Here is a 17,469-nt window from a genome sequence, read left to right as displayed (position 1 = left end):
CGTGAATGCGAGGGGAGGGGGTCGCCGTTTCCAGGCGGAGTGCGCACGTTCGCCGGACACGAATGCAGGAGGCAGCAGCGTGTTCAAGCCAACGGACATTCAGCGGGGCATGGTGGTGCGGGACCGGGACGGCGAAGCGCTCGGCGGCATCGTCGCGGTGGATCCGCGCGGCTTCACCATCGGCAAGGGCCGCATCTTCGAGCGGGAATACCCGGTGCGCTTCTGCGAGGTCGACGACCTGGACGGGGACGATGTCTACCTGCGCCGGGACCTGGCCAGCCTCCCGGGCGCCGTGCTGGCCGAGGGCGCGCTGGACCTGGACGATGAAGCGCGCCACGACAGGGAAGACGCCTCGCACGCGCCGCACCGGCCGGTGGCCTACACGCACGATCTGACGGGCGCGCTGGTGCCCATGGAGTAGCGGGCGTCCGGACGAGGGTGGGCGCTGGGGGGCGTGAGGAAGCAGGTGCTTCCTCGCGGCTCATTCGCGTTTGAGGATGACCCCCTCGTCGCTGACGGCGTAGCTGGCGCCTGCATCCATGACCTCCGACTTGAGGCCGCAGCGCTCCTGTTCCAGCGGCGTGAAGTGGATGAAGGTCACCTTGTCGCCACGCTGGATCCAGGCGTCATAGGTGGGAAGCTGGAACAGGCACCGGGTCATGGGGTCCGCGCCACCGGGCGCGCCTCGCCCCGGGGGCATGAAGTCATCCAACGCGATCTGAAGGGCCTTGAGCTGGGGCCCCTGCACGGTGGTGGAGTCCTCCTTGCGCCACTCCGGGAAGTGGATGCCCTGCGCCACTTCGGGAGGGGCCACGGGCGCTGGCCGGTGAAGGTGCATGCACCCCGACGCCGTGAAGAGCAGCAGTGCCAGGCCCAGACGCTTCATGTGTCCTCGCTCCAGAAGGGCTTTCACCGCGAACTGTAGGGTTACTGCCCGCGCAGATCGTCCGTGATTCGCTTCACGGGCACGAATTGACCGGCCTCGAGCAGGAAGACGGTTCGCTCCTGGAAGTCATAGAGCCGGACTTCGCACACGGGGTTGAACATCAGCCGGAAGTAATAGCGCTGTGTGCGCGCCTGGAGATCCTCCGGCGAGAACCCCGTGATGGCGGGATGGCTGTGGTAGTCCGCGTAGATGTTGATGGTGCGTGCGTCCGGGTCCTCGACTCGCTCCGGTGGCTTGCAGGATTTCCTCCCACCCGGCAAGGGCAGCGGATGGCTGAGCGTCGACGGATGGCTGGCGTAGAACGACGACTCGAAATTCCGTTGGTAGATGACCCCGCAGTACTCCTGCCCCTCACGCGTGTTTCCCGCCGTGGCGCCGGGCAGCTGTCTCACCACCTTGCAGAGCTCAGGGGCCAGGGCCATCAGACTGTCGAAAGGACCCACCATGGGGCCGGCGACAACGAGGCGGCGCTCCGTATCGAACCAGAACCGCGCAGATCCTCCTCCCGCGCATCCCAGCAACAGGGCCAGGAGCACCCATCCAGAAATTGCTGCTCGTAGCGCTGCGGGCTGTGTCGCCATGCCACGACGCTAATGGTGGTGTCTGACGCCGCCTTGGAACCCGCGCGTCACTCAGGACGGGATTCCCCATCACCGGTGGGGGGCCCGTCCTCGCTGTTCTTGCCCTGTGGCGGCTGGTCATGCCGGCTGGATCCGCCGTGCCGTCCTGCCTCGGGTGACAGCAGCCGGGAGACGGGGCGCAGGACCACCAGCGACAGCAGGGCCAAGGCCACGGTGGCGCCAGCCGCCACGTAGAGGCCCAGCCCGCAGGCCAGGCCCACGGAAGCCGTCAGCCAGAGGTTCGCCGCCGTGGTGAGCCCTCTCACCGCCTCCCCGTGGCGCAGGATGACCCCCGCGCCCAGGAAGCCGATGCCCACCACAATCTGGCTGGCGATGCGGCTGATGTCCGTCTGCGTGCCGCTGGGGTTCGCCCCCATCCGGAGCAGCTCCTCCGTGTACACGCTGGAGAGCGTGAAGCAGCACGCCCCCAGCGCCACCAGCGTGTGCGTGCGCAGCCCCGCGGCCTGATTGCGCGCCTCTCGCTCCACGCCGAGGAGGCCGCCCAGCAGCGTGGCCAGCAACAGCCTTCCGATGAGGACGTCAGGTTCCACCGGGGCGTGACGCTACTCGCCCAGGTCGATCTTCTCCTCCGTGTCCGCGTCGTTCAGTTGGGGACTGGGCAGCGTGTCCAGCGTGGCCACCAGCAGCTTGTAGGACGGCACCACGTAGGGCTCCACCTCCTGGCCCAGCTCCGTCGCGTACTGCTGCTTGCGCTCCACGTACTTCTTGTCCTCGGAGTCCCAGCTGCCGCCGGCCTCCGCGGCCCAGACCTCCTCGCCGTCGCGGCAGCGGATGAGCTGCGCGCGCACCGCCACCTCCGCGCCGTCACCCACGCGCTTCACCGCCGGGTCCAGCCAGAGCACGCCCTCGATGCCCTCCACGCACTGGTCCTTGAAGGTGGGGTCCGTGGGGCGCTCCGGCAGGGACGTGTTGGCCTTCACGATGTAGTCCCGGTTCTGGTTCAGCCACTGCCGCGCGATGAGGCTCCACAGGTCCCCGATGTACTGCTGGCCCTGCGGGAACGGCTGCGTCACCACCGCCAGCCGCTTCACCTGCAGCCGGTCCACCGTCGCGTAGTCGGGACGCAGCCGCTGGCTCTTCACCGTGCTCGCGCAACCCGTGAGCACCATCAGACCCAGCACCGCGCCCACCCGCTTGAACGTCCCCATGGCTTGAAGCTCCCGAAGAAAAGAACGGCCCCGCGCTTCCCTTCAGGGGAAGGCGGGGCCGAAAGGTCCGGCGCGGATATTAAGCGCTTCCTCCGCGCTGTCAGGCGGCGCGTGTGGAGGACGTGTCACCGCCCGAGGCGGAACCGCCCTCCGGCGAACGTCCCGCGTCCTTCTGCCGCTTGTCGTGCATCAGCTGCATCACCGCCGCCAGCACCGTGAAGGACACCAGCAGCGTGGTGATGAGGCCGATGCAGGCGACGATGCCCATGGAGCGCAGGCCGTTGTGGCTGGCCACCAGCAGCGCCGCGAAGCCCGCCACCGCCGTCAGCGTGGAGGACACCACCGCCGCGCCCACGCTGCGCAGCGCCACCAGCGGGGACGTGCCCTCCAGGAAGCGGTGCAGCAGGTACAGGCCGTGGCTCACGCCGAAGCCCAGGAGGATGGGCAGGATGATGATGTTCATGAAGTTCAGGCGCAGGTCGAACAGCGCCATGAAGCCCATCATCATCGCCAGGCCCACCGTCAGCGGAATCACGGACGCCAGCGCCAGCTTCGCGTTGCGGAAGTCCGCGAAGTGCATCACGAGGATCCACAGCGCGGTGAGGATGACCGTGAGCTTCGCGTCCTTGAGCACCATGCGCGCGAGCGACGCGTACAGCTGCGTGGCGCCCGCGGCGCGGAACTCCTTCTCCACCGGCGCGCCCGTGGGGCCGCCTTCCGTGAACTTGCCCGGCGTCACCATGCCCTTGATGGATCGGGTCTGGTCCGCGAACTGGAGCATCTGCTTGCCATCCCACAGGTCCACGCTCGGGTAGATGAACGTGAGGTAGCCGTGGTTCTCCGGGCTCGTGGTGGGCAGGTGGCGGAACTGCGACGCGTAGATCTCCGGCACCTGGTGCACGTCGAAGGGACGGGCCTCCAGCATCTTGAAGAACAGGGCCGCCTTCTCCTGCGTCTCCGGCGGCAGCGCCTTCACGTCGATCTCCTTCAGCTCCTCCTGCCACTCCTCCAATATCTTCGCGTTCGCCTGGGCAATGCCCTCCGGCGGCACGAAGGTGAAGAGGCTCATCACCTGGGAGATGGCGGGGCGCTTCTTGGGGTCCGCCGTCAGCTCCTTGTAGAGGGCCTCCGTCTCCGCCAGGTCCCGGGTGTAGATGGCGAGCGGGTCGCTGGCGATCTTGAAGCGCGCGTTGATTTCATCCTGCAGCACCACGGACGGCTGGTTCGCCGGCATCAGCGCGCGGGTGTTGTAGTTGAAGCGCACGCCGTACGGCAGCCGCGCGAAGAAGCCCGCGTCCGCCGGGGGCTCGCCGCTCTTCCACGGGATGGCCGCGCCGCACACCACCGCGACAATCACGCAGCCCACCGCCAGCACCAGGCCGGGGCGCGGGATGCGCAGCTCCTTGCCGGACGCGTTGGTCGTGGGCGGCGGCTTCATCACGCCAATGAGCTTCTGCGGCAGCTCCGGGTTGCGCCGGCCGGCCAGCGCCAGCATCGCCGGGCACCAGGAGAACAGCGTGAAGCCCAGCATCAGCGTGCCCGTGCCGGCCAGGAAGCCGAACTGGGAGAAGCCTTTGAACTCGCTCACCATCAGCACGTAGAAGGAGCCCGCCACCACCACCGCGGACACCAGCGCCGGGCGGCCCGCGTTGATGACCGCGTCGCGGATGGCCACGTCGTAGGGCTTGCCCGCGCCCAGCTCCAGGCGCGTGCGGAAGATGAAGTGGATGCCGTAGTCGATGCCGAACCCCATCAGGATGCCGCCCAGGATGGAGGTGATCATGTTGAGCTCACCCAGCGTCGCGTAGGTGAAGCCCAGCGTGTACAGCGTGCCCGCCACCGTGCCGCTCACCACGATGAGCGTGGGCGCCCACTTGCGGAAGAACGCGATGGTGATGGCGAAGATGGCGACGAGCGCGATGATGGTGACCGGCTGGAGCGAGTCCTCGATGGCGTACGAGTCGTCCACCGCCGTCTTGTAGGAACCCGTGAAGCCGTAGGCGACCGTCTTCTTGTCGCCCATCTTGTAGTAGTCCTCCACCAGCTGCACGCCCGCGGCGTTGCTCTTGGAGTACTGCTCCAGGTCCACGCGCAGCTTGTCCACGTACTCCTTCGTCTTGCCAATCTGGTTGGTGTCCCACATCGGCTTGATGAGGAGCAGCAGCAGCTTGCGGTCCTGGGAGATGTAGTAGTCGTCCGCGATGCTCTTGTTGCCAACGCTGGAGTACTTGTCGACCAGGTCCTGCAGGTCCAGCTTCACCGGCTCCGTCTTCTTGATTTCGATGTAGAAGGGGTTCGCGCGGCGGATCTGATCCTTGAGGAACGCCATGATGCGGCGCTTGCCCTCGGCCAGGTCCTCCGTCTTCACGAACAGCACCATGTTGTTCTGCACGAACTCGACGGGAATCTTGTAGGTGATGGAGCGCGCGTTCTGCTTGTCCTTGCCCACCATCGCGGCCACGTCGTCCGCGACCTTCTTGAGCGTGGCCTCGTCGTCACCGCGGAAGGTGAGCATGAAGAAGCCGCTGCCGCCCACCATGTCGATGACGCGCTTGACGTCCTTCACCTCCTGCAGGTCCTGGGAGATGAGGTCCAGCTGGTTCGAATTGATGGTCAGCTTCGACGTGCCCCACACCGAGATGCCGAGCAGCAACAGCAGCACGATCATCACGGTGCCGGGACGCCGGACCAGCATCTCTGCATAGGCCAGCGCGAGGCGGGGCGGGGGATGGGAAGAAGGATTGCCGCTCATGGGCGCGGGACCCTACCGCCGAACGTTCCCGCCCGGAAGCAAAGCCCGGGGTGCCTGTCCGCCCCACCTCCGCGCGAGACAGGGCCTCTTCCCCCGAGGGAATAAACCGCGACTTCAGTGTCCTGGAGGCCCGCCCAGGGGGACGACCTGCGCCTGCGTCCCACCCGGCACGGGCTCGTCGCGGGGCGGGATGAGGAAGGGGAGCGGGCTTCGCAGGAAGCGCAGGAACACCGCGCCCAGCAAGCGCGCGCCCTCGCGCACCGGGACGTCGCGGGCGCGCAGGGCCACGCCCAGGGCCAGCGCGAAGGACACGCCGAAGTTGACGACGCCCACGACGAGCACCCCCGCGGCGGCCGCCAGGAAGCCCGGCTCCATCACGGCGGAGGGGCCCAGCGCGCACCCGGCGAAGGCCAGCGCGCCGAAGGAGAAGGTGACGTGCCGCACGTCCAGGGGGACGCCGAAGAAGCCGCCCACGCCCGGCATCACCGCCAGCAGCACGCCCAGGGTGACGCCGCCGCCCACGCCCGCCGCGTGGTGCATCAGCGCGTCCGCCACCTTGCGCGCGCCCGTCGCTCCGAAGAGCGCGCGCAGCACGCGGTGGTGGGCGAGCGCCTCCGGCAGGCGGCGGTAGACGATGAAGTTCTCGAACCAGCCCGCGGCGACGCTGGAGGCCCAGAGCATCACCCCGGTCAGGGTGGCGTAGAGGAGCGTCGCGCTCTTCCAGGGGTGCAGCGTCTCCACCACGTGCTGCGCCTGCTCTGCGGTCAGGTAGGCGTGGCCCTTGAGGAACTGGAAGCCCAGCGCCAGCGCCACCGCGACGGGGAGGACGCAGCCCAGGTTGCCCAGGATGGCCGCGAGCTGCGAGCGGGTGATGCGCGGCACCAGCGCCGCCAGGCGCTCCCTTCGCCGGGTGCCTTCGTCCGGGCCCGCGTCCTCGCCCACCGCGGCCGCCAGCGTGGAGGCCGTCATGGACGGCTGCTTGGTGGCCAGCGTGAAGCCCAAGAGCTGCATCACCACGAAGCCGCCCGCGTAGTTGAGCGCGACGAAGAGGCCCGCGAAGAAGGGGGCCAGCGGCAGGCCGGTGAGGAGGAACTTCAGCGCGACGGCGACCGCGGCGACGAGCCCGCCGCCCGCCGCCGAGTGCACCATGTGGTGGAACTCGGCCGTGGTGGAGGTGATGTAGTGCTCACCCGTGTTGCCGGTGCGCTCGATGATTTTTCGCGCCATCAGCCGCGCGTTGCGGCGCACCAGCGCACGCACGGAGCGGTCCTCGTGCGCGTGCTCCAGCAGGTCCGACAGGAGCGCCAGCGCCTCGCGCCAGCGGGGCTCGCCGCGGGGCGCGCCCAGCACCCGCGCGACGGCCTCCATCCGGTCCAGGCCGCGCTGGATGCGCTCCAGCCGGTACACCAGGTCCACGCTGACGCCAGAGTCCTCCAGGTGCCGGGTGACGGTGCGCACCACGCCGCGGCAGTCCTCCACCCCGCGGACCAGGTCCGCCAGCGCCTCCTGCGCCCCGTCGCGCGCCAGCACCGCGTCACACACCAGCCGCAGCCGCAGGAAGGGCGACGCGCGGAAGGACATGTCCGGCGTGCGGTCGCGCACGTCCTCCGCCAGCCCCAGCCCCGCCACCTGCACGCCCAGCAGCAGCAGCGCGTCCATCAGGTCCCCGCGCACCCGCGCGGACGGGGTGGGCTCCGGTGGGGGCGGCTCGCCCACCAGCGCCGTCAGCCGCGCCAGCAGCATGGGGGACAGGGCGCCCAGCCACTCCGCGTCCTCCGGCACCGGGAACAGGCGCAGGAGCAGCTCCGACAGCTTGCCCGGCTCCGGCGGCGCGGGCAGCACGCCGCGCGCGAGGCGGTCCGTCAATTCGGAGAAGAAGCCGTTGCCCGCGCTCAGGCCCACCTGGGCGAAGAGCTTCAGGCCCCGGCTCCCCGCGCACACGCCCGCCACCAGCCGGGTGACGGACGCGCGCAGGGCGCTCTCGCCCTCCAGCACGCGCACCAGCAGGGACAGCCGGGAGTTCGCGGGGGACAGCGACGGGTCGTCCGCGTCCGTGAGGCCGTGGGCGGGGATGCGCTCGCGCATCCAGTGCATCCACCGCTCCACCCACTCCAGGCGCGGCTCCAGGCCGTCATCGGGGACCTCCGACAAGAGCCGGAGCAGGTCCCGGACCGCGGGGTGGCCGGGGGCCCGGGGCGCGTACTGGACGCAGAACGCGTCCATCTCACGGTCGGACGGCGCACCCCGGAGCAACAGCCGCGGGGCGGGGGTCGAAACAGTCATTCGCCAGGCGCTCCGGGGGAGGAGGAACGCCTCAGCCTACCCGGCCCGGGCCTCCTCCCGAAACCCGGGGGGCTGGCGAGGGCCGGGTTGCCTGGCTGCCCAGGCGGCGGCTGACTGGATTACTTCAGCTTCACCGCACCCAGCTCGTTGTTCTTCGCGCGCATGGCGCCGAGCAGCCCGTCCCAGCCGCCTTCCTTGAAGAGGGGGCGGACCTGATCATCGCGGATGCCGGTGAGCATGGAGTCGCCGAGCACGGACACGTCCACGACCTTCCAGCCGCTGCCCACCTTCTCCACGGCGTACTTGAGCTTCATCTCCTGCTTCTTCAGCGGGTGGTTGATGAAGATGGTGGAGCCCACGAGCGCCTTGTCGCCCGTCACCTGCGGCTCGTCGTAGGTGATGGAGTCCAGGTTCTTGAAGTTCTCGCGCACCTTGGGGAAGGCGATCCTCGCGAACAGGCTCTGGAAGAGCTGGGTGAACTCCTTGCGCTGGGCGTCCGTGGCCTTGGTCCACTCGTCGCCCAGCAGGAAGAGGCCCTGCTGGTCGCTGCCCAGGTTCTCCAGGGCCTTGAGGTCCTTCTCGTAGCGCACGGACTGCACCACGGTCTTCACCGGCTTGGTGATGGCTTCGGAAGCCTTGGGCGCGGCGAGCGCGGGCACGGCGAACGTGAGGGCAACCAGGAAGGGAAGGGTGCGAAGGCGGGCGATGGCGTTCATATGGGTCTGTGACCTCCAGAAGAAGGGCGCGGGTCCTGTAGCCCAGGAGAACGCCGCGCGAACCATGAAATTCATCCGGCGTGCAGGCGCACCCGCGGCGTCGGGTCCGCCTGGCCGAGGGGCACTTCGCGCCGAATAAACCCCCGTGGCGACAGGTTTGACTCTGCTGGGACCGCACGTTTAGTGTCCGCCCCCTGCGCTGCGTCACCGAATTAGCGCGAAGCCCGAGAAGACATGCCTACCGACTTCCTGTTCACGTCTGAATCCGTCACCGAGGGCCACCCGGACAAGATCGCCGACCAGATCTCCGACGGTGTGCTCGATGCCATCATCGCCAAGGATCCGCAGGCGCGCGTCGCCGTGGAGACGCTCGTGAAGACGGGCCTCGCCATCGTCGCGGGCGAGGTGACGACGAATTGTTACGTGGACATCCCGAAGATCGTCCGCTCGACCATCACGCGCATCGGCTACACCGACAGCTCCATGGGCTATGACGGCCACACCTGCGGCGTCATGGTGGCCATCGAAGGCCAGAGCCAGGACATCGCGCGCGGCGTGGACAACAAGAAGGACCAGGGCGCCGGCGACCAGGGCATGATGTTCGGCTTCGCGTGCGACGAGACGCCGGAGCTGATGCCCGCGCCCATCCACTACGCGCACCAGCTCACCCGCCGCCTGGCGGAGGTGCGCCGCAAGAACCACCCGTGGATCCGCCCGGACGGCAAGAGCCAGGTCACGGTGGAGTACAAGGACGGCAAGCCGCTGCGCATCGACGCGGTGGTGCTGTCCACGCAGCACTCGGATGACGTCTCCAACAAGAAGATCCAGGAGGCCATCCGCGAGGACGTCATCCTGAAGGTCCTGCCGAAGAAGCTCATCGACAACAAGACCAAGTTCTTCATCAACCCCACGGGCCGCTTCGTCATCGGCGGCCCCATGGGCGACTCGGGCCTCACGGGCCGGAAGATCATCGTCGACACCTACGGCGGCATGGGCCGTCACGGTGGCGGCGCGTTCAGCGGCAAGGACCCGTCCAAGGTGGACCGCTCGGCCGCGTACATGGGCCGCTACATCGCGAAGAACGTCGTGGCGGCGGGCCTGGCCAGCCGTTGCGAGGTGCAGGTGTCCTACGCCATCGGCGTGGCGGAGCCTGTCAGCGTGATGGTGGAGACCTTCGGCACGTCCACCGTTCCGGAAGAGCAGATTGCCCGCGCCGTGCGCCAGACGTTCGGCCTGCGCCCGCGCGAAATCACGGAGCACCTGGACCTGCTGCGGCCCATCTACCAGAAGACCGCCGCGTACGGTCACTTCGGCCGCTCCGAGAAGGAGTTCACCTGGGAGCGCACGGACAAGAAGGACGCGCTCCGTGAGGCCGTCGCCGCCCCCGCGCCCAAGACGCGCACGCCCCGCCTGAAGGCGGTCTGACGCACCGGAAGCACTCCGGTTGAGCCCACGCGCTCGTCCCCTCCCCGGGGGCGAGCGCGTCTTCATTTCCGGGCATGGCGCGTGCGTTCGCCGGGCGCGCACGGCGGGTGAACTGTTAGGACACGGCCATGCCGACTCCGGGTGCCGCGTCTGGCTGGCGCATCGTGCTGCTCACCGTGGCCCCCGCGGTGGCGCACGACTTCACGCTGGCGCTGAGGGCCCAGGGGCATGACGTGGTGGCGCTGGTGGTGCCCGCGGGCATCCGGGGCCTGTACCCGCTGGACATGGAGGGCTGGGCGGAGTTGGGGCGGCTCTTCGAGGCCGCGCCACCGTCGGTGGACGTGCTGCTGGTGAGCGAGCGGGCGCACCTGACGCCCCTCCTGGCGGGCCTGAAGCCGGACCTCCTCCTGTGCTTCTTCTTCCCGTGGCGGCTACCGCCGGAGGCGCTGGCGCTGCCCCGGCTGGGGGCGGTGAACGTGCACCCGTCCCTGCTGCCGCGATACCGGGGGCCTTGTCCGTTGGGGTGGGCGCTGCGCGAGGACGCCCGCGACTTGGGGCTCACCTTCCACCGCATGGACGCGAGCTTCGACACCGGGCCCGTGCTCGCGCAGGGGACGTTCGCGGTGAAGGACGAGGACACGGAGGAGATGATCTTCGAGCTCCTGATGCTCGCGTCGTGCCGGCTGCTGCCCGGGGTGGTGGAGCGCGTGGCGCGCGGGGACGTGGGCGAGCGGCAGGCGGACGCGGACGCGACCCTGGCGCCCTTCTTCGAGCCGGCGTACCGGGACATCGACTGGCGCGACAGCGCGCGCTCCGTGCACTTGAAGGTGCGCGCGTGCCGCTTCGCCGGGTGGCGTGAGGGACGGGGTGATGCGCGGGCCCTGCTCCAGGGCCGCTGGGTCCGGGTGCAGCGCACGCGGGCGTGGCGGGGCGAGGACCCTCACGCGCAGCCGGGCACGCTGCTGGCCCGGCAGGGGGACGAGCTGCTGGTGCAGTGTGGGGACACACCGCTCTGGGTGGTGTCGCACGCGCCGGAGGTGGCCTGAGCGGGTGGCAGCCGGACTTCTTCAACATCACGAAGAAGATGCACAACGCGCTGAAGGGCGCGGACATCCACCTGACGTCGATTGAAGTGGGTGCGGCGATTGCACGGAGGGGCGTGTCTTGAGGCCGTGTGCCTCTTGGGTGCGCGCGGTGACACGACACGGTGGCGCGTCGCGCAGGACGTTCGCGCCAGAAAGACAGACATGACCTTCCGAAGTGGCCTCCGTCCCTGGCTCAGGGCCCATGGCGTGTGGGTGACCTTCGTGGTGCTGGTCCTCCTGGGCTACGCCGCGATGGCGCTGTACGTGCTGAACCTGGAGCGAGGGGAGCGGCGGCGGATGACGGCCCAGGACATGCGGCACCTCCTGCTGGCGCTGTCACGGTACGAGGAGCGCACCGGACACGCGCTGGCGCCCTCGGCGGGGCTCTCCGTCCTCGAGGAGGAACACCTCCTGGAGCGGCTCCCCGTGGATCCCTGGGGCCATGACTATGTGTACCGCGTGGAGGCGGGCACGCCGGTCATCTTGTCCCATGGACGTGACGGCATCCCGGACGGTGAAGGCCCGGACGCGGACCTGTCCTCTCGTGTCCTCCTGGCGGAGTGAGGTGGGCCCATGGGTTGCAATGGCAGTCATCCCGGAAGGCAGAGGGGCCTTCCGTGAGGGACACGCTGACAGCGGCCCATGCCGGTCGGCGTGCCGGAAAGACAGACATGGACACGAAGAAGCGACGTCAGCGCGGCATGACGCTGATTGAAATCATGGTCGTCATCACCATCCTGGGCCTCATCGCGGCGGCGGTGGGCGTGTCGGTGATGAGCCAGTTCGGCCAGGCGAAGCAGCAGCGCGTGGGCCTGGACTTCGGTTCGCTGGGGCAGGGCCTCCAGCTGTACGCGATGAAGAAGGGCCGGCTGCCGGACACCACCTCCGGGCTGCGCGTGCTGGTGGAGGAGCGCATCCTCCCGGAGCTGCCGCGCGACCCGTGGGGCAATGACTACGTGTACACGCTGGACAGGGGCGTGCCGGCCATCGTGTCACTGGGCGCGGATGGCGCACCGGGCGGCGACGGCGATGACCGGGACCTCTCGTCACTCGACAGGGACGCGCGGTCCCGGGGGTGACGTGAGGAGAAAAGGGTGCTGCCCGAGTGGAGAAGCCGGATGGCTGGCGATCATGCCAAGGCGGATTCGAACCGCGAGCCCCATTGTGGTGGAGCCTTACCAGAGCGTGTAGGGCCTCTCCGGCCGGGCAGCACCTCCAGGGACGCAGAGGCCGCGAATTTCCTGACGGGGGATTTTCGCGGCCGTGCCTTCAGTCCGTGGGGAAGGTTTCGAGCGTGAGGGATTCCGGCGGGACCTTCAGCTCGCGCGGCAGCTTGAGGACGCCGTCCAGGTAGCGCCAGCCGGTGCCGTCGTGGCGGAAGTCCGAGCGCTCCACGAAGGACTGGTCCTTCCCCTTCTCGAACACCCTGGCGAAGAAGAGGACGCGGGAAAGCCCCGTCGCGTCCGGAGGCTGGTGGCCCAACACCGCCAGCCCCGGGTACTGGTGGGCCTGGGCGAAGGCTCGCAGCTCGCGCACGACGTCCGCTTCTGGACGGGCCCTCATCGGATGTTCAGGGTGGAGCGTCTTCCAGAGGTAGGCGGCCTCGCGCAGGGCGAAGGCGCTGTAGCGGCTGCGCATGAGGCGCTCCGCGTCAGGGGCCTCCGCCTCGCCTTTGTGGAAGGGGGCGCAGCACTGCTTGTAGCGCTGGCCGGAGGAGCAGGGACACAGGGGGACGGGGGGCATGGCGGGGTCCAGCCTACCCGGGTTGCCCTCCCGGCTCCCCGGACCGGACGGTCGGGTGGCGGACCTGGGCCCGGGTGTGGGGAACCTTCGCGCTTGCGGGGCAGGGGGGCAGGGCATATCCCTGGCGGCCACATCCCCTATGAGCCTGCTCGAAGCCATCGTCCTGGGTCTGGTCCAGGGTCTCACGGAGTTCCTGCCCATCAGCTCCACCGCGCACCTGCGCATCGCGCCGGAGCTGTTCGGCTGGCCGGATCCGGGTGCGGCGTACTCGGCCATCATCCAGCTGGGCACGGTGGCCGCGGTGCTCATCTACTTCCGCAAGGACATCGTCGCGCTGGTGAAGGCGTTCGTCGTGGGGCTGGTGAAGCGGGACCCGTTCGGCACGCTGGAGGCGCGGCTCGCGTGGTTCGTGGGCGTGGGCACGCTGCCCATCGGCATCTGCGGGCTGGCGTTCAAGAAGCTCATCGAGACGCAGTTCCGTTCGCTCTACGTCATCGCGGGCAGCCTCATCGTGCTGGCGGTGGTGCTGTTCGTCGTGGAGAAGCGCGCGTCGCACCAGCGCACCGTGGCGGACATGACGTGGAAGGACGGCATCCTCATCGGCCTGTGGCAGGCGCTGGCGCTGGTGCCGGGCTCCTCCCGGTCCGGCACGACGCTCACGGGCGGCCTGTCGCTGGGGCTCAAGCGCGAGGACGCGGCGCGCTACTCGTTCCTCTTGTCCATTCCGGCGACGACGCTGGCGGGCATCTTCGAGTTGAAGCACCTGCTGGAGGCCACGCAGCGCCCGTCGACGGTGGCCCTGGTGGTGGGGACGCTGGTGGCCTTCCTGTCGGGCATGGCGGCCATCGCGTGGCTGTTGAGCTTCCTGAAGCGGCGCACCACCTTGGTGTTCGTGGTGTACCGCATCGCGCTGGGCGTGCTGCTGCTGGGGCTGTTGCAGGCGAACATCCTCAAGCCGATGTCTGGCGTGGAGAACCTGGCGACGCCGGAGGCGCCGACGAAGCCGCCGGTGGAGAAGCAGATCACGGACTGAGGAAGGGGGAGGTCGTGCGCGTGCAGGCCCTGTTCGATGCGCTGGAGACGCGGCTGACGGCGAGGCCGGCGCGGACGTTCGAGTGGAAGGGCCGGGCGCTGCGAGAGGCCGCGGTGCTGGTGCCGCTCTTCGAGCGGGACGGCGTGCCGCACATGGTCTTCACGCGGCGGCCCGCCACCCTGCGCACGCACGCGGGGCAGTACGCGTTCCCGGGCGGCGGCCAGGAGGCGCGGGACGTCACCCCGCTGGAGACGGCGCTGCGCGAGACGGACGAGGAGCTGGGCATCCCGCGCGCCCACGTGCGCGTGCTGGGCCTGCTGGACGAGACGCCCACCACGTCCGCGTACCGCATCCGTCCCTACGTGGGCGTCATCCCCGGGGACGGGAAGTACGTGCCCAATCCGGTGGAGGTGGACCTGGTGCTGGAGGTGCCGCTGGCGCGCCTGCTGGACCCCTCCATCCTCCGCGTGGAGCGGCACATGTGGGAGGGGATGGAGCACGACGTGCACTTCTACACGCACGGCGAGCACGTCATCTGGGGCGCCACGGGGCGCATCCTGCGCAACTTCCTGCAGTTCGTGGTGGACGTGCCGGGCCTCCACGGCCTGCTGGACGCTCCCCCGCCTGCTGGCCGCTGAGCCCCCAGGGCTCGTGATGGCGCCCGTGCTGGCGGGCGGCCCTGGCGTAAAGGTGCCTTGTCGCCCTGGAGGGCCGGTCCCACGTTGAGGGGGACACCCTTCGAAAGGGCGCGACGTGGATGGTGGCAATGGGGCCGGGGGCATGGAGGTGAGGGAGGCCGCGCTGGTGGCGCTGGGAGAGGTCCTGCGCGCCAGGGGGTATGCCTTCACGACGGTGACCCCGGAGACGCACCGGCGGGTGAATGCGCGGCCGGGGGCGAAGCAGGCCCAGTCGGTCCGGGACGTGTTCGGGTGGAGCCGTCCCTTCGGGCCGGGCGTGCTGGAGCCTCGGATGGTGGCGCTGCTGGAGGAGGCGGGCGCGCTGGTCGACTGCAAGGACGGGACGCACCGGAGCCGGGTGCGGTTCTCCAGCCTGGGGGCGGGGCTGTATGTCCACTCCGCGTGGCCCACGTCGGAGCAGGACGCGGTGTTCTTCGGGCCGGACACCTACCGGTTCTGCGCGTTGCTCCAGCGGGTGCCGGGCAGCTTCCGGCGCGTGGTGGACCTGGGGTGCGGCTCGGGAGCCGGAGGCCTGTCGGTGGCGGGGCGGAGCGCGGCGGTGGTGCTCGCGGACCTGAACCCGTTGGCGCTGGAGTACTCGCGGGTGAACGCGAGGCTGAACGGCGCGCATGGCGTCCAGGCGGTGCACTCGGACCTGCTGCGGGGCGTGTCTGGCCGGTTCGACCTGATCATGGCGAATCCGCCGTACCTGGCGGACACGGACAAGCGCACGTACCGGGATGGCGGCGGCACGCATGGCACGGAGCTGTCGGTGCGCATCGTGCGTGAAGGCGTGGAGCGCCTGGAGCCGGGCGGCACGCTGGTGCTCTACACAGGGGCGCCGGTGGTGGACGGTGAGGACCTGCTGCGCACGGCGCTGGAGCCGGTGTGGCGGGCCGCGCCGCTGACGGAAGTGCGCTACGAGGAGCTGGATCCGGACGTGTTCGGCGAGGAGCTGGAGAAGGCGCCGTACGCGGGCGTGGAGCGCATCGCGCTGGTGGCGCTGGTGGCACGGCGGGGCTGATATGGAGCCTCAGGCCTCCATGCCGCTGGCACAGCCCGTGGGCTCATGACTTTCTCCTCGTCAATTGGCGTGGCTGCTTTCCTCGCGGAGCCTCCTTGGGGCGCGGTGTCCCGGCGATGGTCTTGGCAAGGCGACCGCTTGGGGATTCATCATGCAACTCGGGGCGAATCTCGGGTTCGGGTGACTCCCCAAATTCGGATTCGAGTTGTTCGATACTCGGGAGGCTGCTTTCGAGGCGTACAGGCAATGCTTGTACGAGCTGGTACTCGGCCACTCCCATCGGCTTGTTCGTGTCGCGCAAGGCGTACTCGGCGATGACGCGGCTCTTGGTCTTGCAGAGGAGGATTCCGATGCTGGGTCCATCGTGCTCGCCGCGCATCTTCGCGTCGACGGCGCTCAAGTAGAAGTTGAGCTTGCCAGCGTGCTCGGGCTCGAACTCACCTGCCTTGAGTTCGACGACGACGTAGCAGCGGAGTCGCAGGTGATAGAAGAGCAGGTCGAGGTAGAAGTCCCGGCCATCGATCTCAAGATGGACCTGGCGGCCAACGTACGCGAAGCCAGCGCCGAGCTCGATCAGGAACCGCGAGATATGCGTGACGAGGGCATCCTCAAGTTCGCGCTCATTCGCATCGGCGCCGAGCGTGAGGAAGTCGAAGCGGTACGGATCCTTCAGGCTCTCGCGTGCCAGGTCCGATCTTGGTTTGGGCAGCCGCTCCGCGAAGTTGGTGACGGCCTTGCCCTCGCGATCCAGCGTGCGTTGTTCGATGTGAAGTGAGAGGACCGTGCGTGACCAGCCGTGCTCGATGGCACGCGCCGCGTATGCAAGGCGTGCCTGCGTCGTCTTGAGCTTGGTGAGCAGTACGAGGTTGTGGCTCCAGGGCAATTGTCCAACAGGCTGTTGGACAATTGAGGCCTCGTCCGGCCAAGCCTTCGCGAAGGCCCGCATGTACATCAGGTTCGCGCGGGAGAATCCCTTCATCTCGGGAAAGGCGGAGTGCAAATCCGCGGAGACGCGCTCCACGATACCTGTACCCCAACCCGCTCGCCGCTGTCGCACGAGGATGTCGCGACCAATCCGCCAGTAGAGCGCGAGAAGCTCGCGGTTCACCGCGAGGGTCGCACGTTGCTGTGCTGCGTGGATGCGCGCCTTCACGTCGGCGAGCCATTCCGCGTAACCCGGGGGGGTAGAGATGAGAGAGACAGGTGTTTTCCCCGGAGCCTTCTTCGTGGGCTTGGGGTTCGTGCGCGGGAGGCGCCGGGTCTTCGTGCGCGAGGTCATGGCAAGAGGTCGTCGTCCGCACTGAGCATTTGAAACGGACGCTGCTCTTGGCTCCGTGAGCGCACGACTCCGCGGATGACGGTACTGCAAGAACGCTGCACCGAAAATGGCGGCGTTCTGATTCAGGGCTGGCGGCTCACGTCGCAGCGACCGGTGGCCTGTCTCGCGAGGTCTTCCGCCACGGAGCGCAGCAGGCTCCCCAGGACGGGTGTTCCGGAGGACGTGGCCTCACCCTGGGTGAGCCAGCGCGCCATGCGGCCCAGGCTCGCGGCTGTCACGACCTGGAGCCGCACCTCCACCTGCACGACGAAGTGCTCGTCCGCTCCGGGCTTCGCGTCCAGCGTCCAGGCCACGCGCTCCAGCTCCAGCGTGCCCACGCCTCCCGTCAGCTCGCGTCCGTCCAGCCGGTAGCCGTCGCGGGTGAACGCGAGCACCTGGGTCACTCGCGCGCTGTCCAGGTGCGCGTCGAACCAGAAGGAACGGCGCCGCCAGAGCGTCAGTTCCACCTCCAGCTTTCCCGCGAGCCCCAGCCGCACCAGCCGGTCCAGCTCCGGGGAGATGAAGGCGCGTGCCTCCGGCCGGACCATCACGCGCTTGCCGGAGAGCGTCGCGGTGCAGGCGGCGGACGCCTCTTCCGCGTGTGCCTCGGACGCGAGCAGGCCCGCCGCGACGACGAGCGCCGCGCCATGCCTGCTCTCTGTGGCGTGCCATCCCATG

Annotated in this window: 18 protein-coding genes; 8 read left to right on the top strand and 10 right to left on the bottom strand. The window is 69.1% G+C overall.

Features of this window, described 5'->3' with window-relative positions:
* Positions 1-79: 79 nt before the first annotated feature.
* Positions 80-421, top strand: a complete 342-nt coding sequence (locus tag D7W82_RS11415) for a hypothetical protein (protein ID WP_120618372.1) — start codon at positions 80-82, stop codon at positions 419-421.
* Positions 422-481: 60 nt separating this feature from the next.
* On the opposite strand, the gene D7W82_RS11410 is transcribed toward D7W82_RS11415, so the two are convergent.
* From D7W82_RS11410 to D7W82_RS11380, 7 genes are all read right to left on the bottom strand, one after another.
* Positions 482-886, bottom strand: a complete 405-nt coding sequence (locus D7W82_RS11410; RefSeq protein WP_120618371.1) for a hypothetical protein — start codon at positions 884-886, stop codon at positions 482-484.
* Between the two features lie 41 nt (positions 887-927).
* Positions 928-1,368, bottom strand: a complete 441-nt coding sequence (locus D7W82_RS11405; protein WP_233587424.1) for a DUF4329 domain-containing protein — start codon at positions 1,366-1,368, stop codon at positions 928-930.
* 206 nt (positions 1,369-1,574) lie between these two features.
* Entirely contained in the window at positions 1,575-2,117 is a 543-nt protein-coding gene (locus D7W82_RS11400; RefSeq protein WP_233587423.1) for an MgtC/SapB family protein, read from the bottom strand.
* Positions 2,118-2,129: 12 nt separating this feature from the next.
* A complete protein-coding gene (locus D7W82_RS11395) occupies positions 2,130-2,735 on the bottom strand; it encodes an MXAN_6521/LA_1396 family lipoprotein (RefSeq protein ID WP_120618369.1) in 606 nt (201 codons plus the stop codon).
* 100 nt (positions 2,736-2,835) lie between these two features.
* The gene (locus D7W82_RS11390) at positions 2,836-5,487 is read right to left on the bottom strand and encodes an RND family transporter (protein ID WP_120618368.1); all 2,652 of its coding nucleotides are present in this window, start codon (positions 5,485-5,487) and stop codon (positions 2,836-2,838) included.
* A gap of 114 nt (positions 5,488-5,601) precedes the next feature.
* A complete protein-coding gene (locus D7W82_RS11385; protein ID WP_120618367.1) occupies positions 5,602-7,770 on the bottom strand; it encodes a site-specific recombinase in 2,169 nt (722 codons plus the stop codon).
* A gap of 119 nt (positions 7,771-7,889) precedes the next feature.
* Positions 7,890-8,486 (bottom strand): ABC transporter substrate-binding protein, encoded by a 597-nt coding sequence (locus D7W82_RS11380; RefSeq protein ID WP_120618366.1) that lies wholly within the window; start codon positions 8,484-8,486, stop codon positions 7,890-7,892.
* A 234-nt stretch (positions 8,487-8,720) separates the two neighbouring features.
* Here D7W82_RS11380 and metK point away from each other — a divergent pair, with 234 nt between their 5' ends.
* The 4 genes from metK (at position 8,721) to D7W82_RS11360 (ending at position 12,075) form a co-directional block, all read left to right on the top strand.
* Positions 8,721-9,911, top strand: coding sequence for a methionine adenosyltransferase (metK, locus tag D7W82_RS11375; protein ID WP_120618365.1), 1,191 nt, complete (start codon positions 8,721-8,723; stop codon positions 9,909-9,911).
* Between the two features lie 128 nt (positions 9,912-10,039).
* Positions 10,040-10,957, top strand: a complete 918-nt coding sequence (locus D7W82_RS11370; protein ID WP_120618364.1) for a methionyl-tRNA formyltransferase — start codon at positions 10,040-10,042, stop codon at positions 10,955-10,957.
* A gap of 201 nt (positions 10,958-11,158) precedes the next feature.
* On the top strand, positions 11,159-11,560 hold the full coding sequence (locus D7W82_RS11365; protein ID WP_120618363.1) for a type II secretion system protein GspG: 402 nt from the start codon (positions 11,159-11,161) through the stop codon (positions 11,558-11,560).
* Between the two features lie 107 nt (positions 11,561-11,667).
* Positions 11,668-12,075 carry a type II secretion system protein GspG gene (locus D7W82_RS11360; RefSeq protein WP_120618362.1) on the top strand — a complete coding sequence of 136 codons (408 nt, stop codon included), beginning with the start codon at positions 11,668-11,670 and terminating at the stop codon, positions 12,073-12,075.
* A 190-nt stretch (positions 12,076-12,265) separates the two neighbouring features.
* Here the strand turns inward: D7W82_RS11360 and D7W82_RS11355 are convergent, their stop codons facing one another.
* Positions 12,266-12,739: a YchJ family protein gene (locus tag D7W82_RS11355; RefSeq protein WP_120618361.1), complete on the bottom strand. Its 474-nt coding sequence runs from the start codon at positions 12,737-12,739 to the stop codon at positions 12,266-12,268.
* Between the two features lie 139 nt (positions 12,740-12,878).
* Here D7W82_RS11355 and D7W82_RS11350 point away from each other — a divergent pair, with 139 nt between their 5' ends.
* The 3 genes from D7W82_RS11350 to D7W82_RS11340 all read left to right on the top strand — a co-directional run bounded on the left by D7W82_RS11350 (position 12,879) and on the right by D7W82_RS11340 (position 15,473).
* Positions 12,879-13,772 carry an undecaprenyl-diphosphate phosphatase gene (locus D7W82_RS11350; RefSeq protein WP_120618360.1) on the top strand — a complete coding sequence of 298 codons (894 nt, stop codon included), beginning with the start codon at positions 12,879-12,881 and terminating at the stop codon, positions 13,770-13,772.
* Positions 13,773-13,786: 14 nt separating this feature from the next.
* Positions 13,787-14,410 (top strand): CoA pyrophosphatase, encoded by a 624-nt coding sequence (locus D7W82_RS11345; protein ID WP_120618359.1) that lies wholly within the window; start codon positions 13,787-13,789, stop codon positions 14,408-14,410.
* A 142-nt stretch (positions 14,411-14,552) separates the two neighbouring features.
* Positions 14,553-15,473: a class I SAM-dependent methyltransferase gene (locus tag D7W82_RS11340; RefSeq protein WP_120618358.1), complete on the top strand. Its 921-nt coding sequence runs from the start codon at positions 14,553-14,555 to the stop codon at positions 15,471-15,473.
* A 43-nt stretch (positions 15,474-15,516) separates the two neighbouring features.
* On the opposite strand, the gene D7W82_RS11335 is transcribed toward D7W82_RS11340, so the two are convergent.
* Both D7W82_RS11335 and D7W82_RS11330 read right to left on the bottom strand, forming a co-directional pair.
* Complete coding sequence (locus D7W82_RS11335; RefSeq protein WP_233587422.1) at positions 15,517-16,626, bottom strand: YhcG family protein; 1,110 nt, start codon at positions 16,624-16,626, stop codon at positions 15,517-15,519.
* Between the two features lie 248 nt (positions 16,627-16,874).
* Complete coding sequence (locus tag D7W82_RS11330) at positions 16,875-17,468, bottom strand: hypothetical protein (RefSeq protein ID WP_120618357.1); 594 nt, start codon at positions 17,466-17,468, stop codon at positions 16,875-16,877.
* Position 17,469: the final 1 nt, after the last annotated feature.

This window comes from Corallococcus sp. CA049B (assembly GCF_003611685.1).
Lineage (GTDB): Bacteria > Myxococcota > Myxococcia > Myxococcales > Myxococcaceae > Corallococcus > Corallococcus coralloides.
Note: the sequence above shows the minus strand (reverse complement) of the source record. Positions and strands in the feature narration are given on the sequence as shown.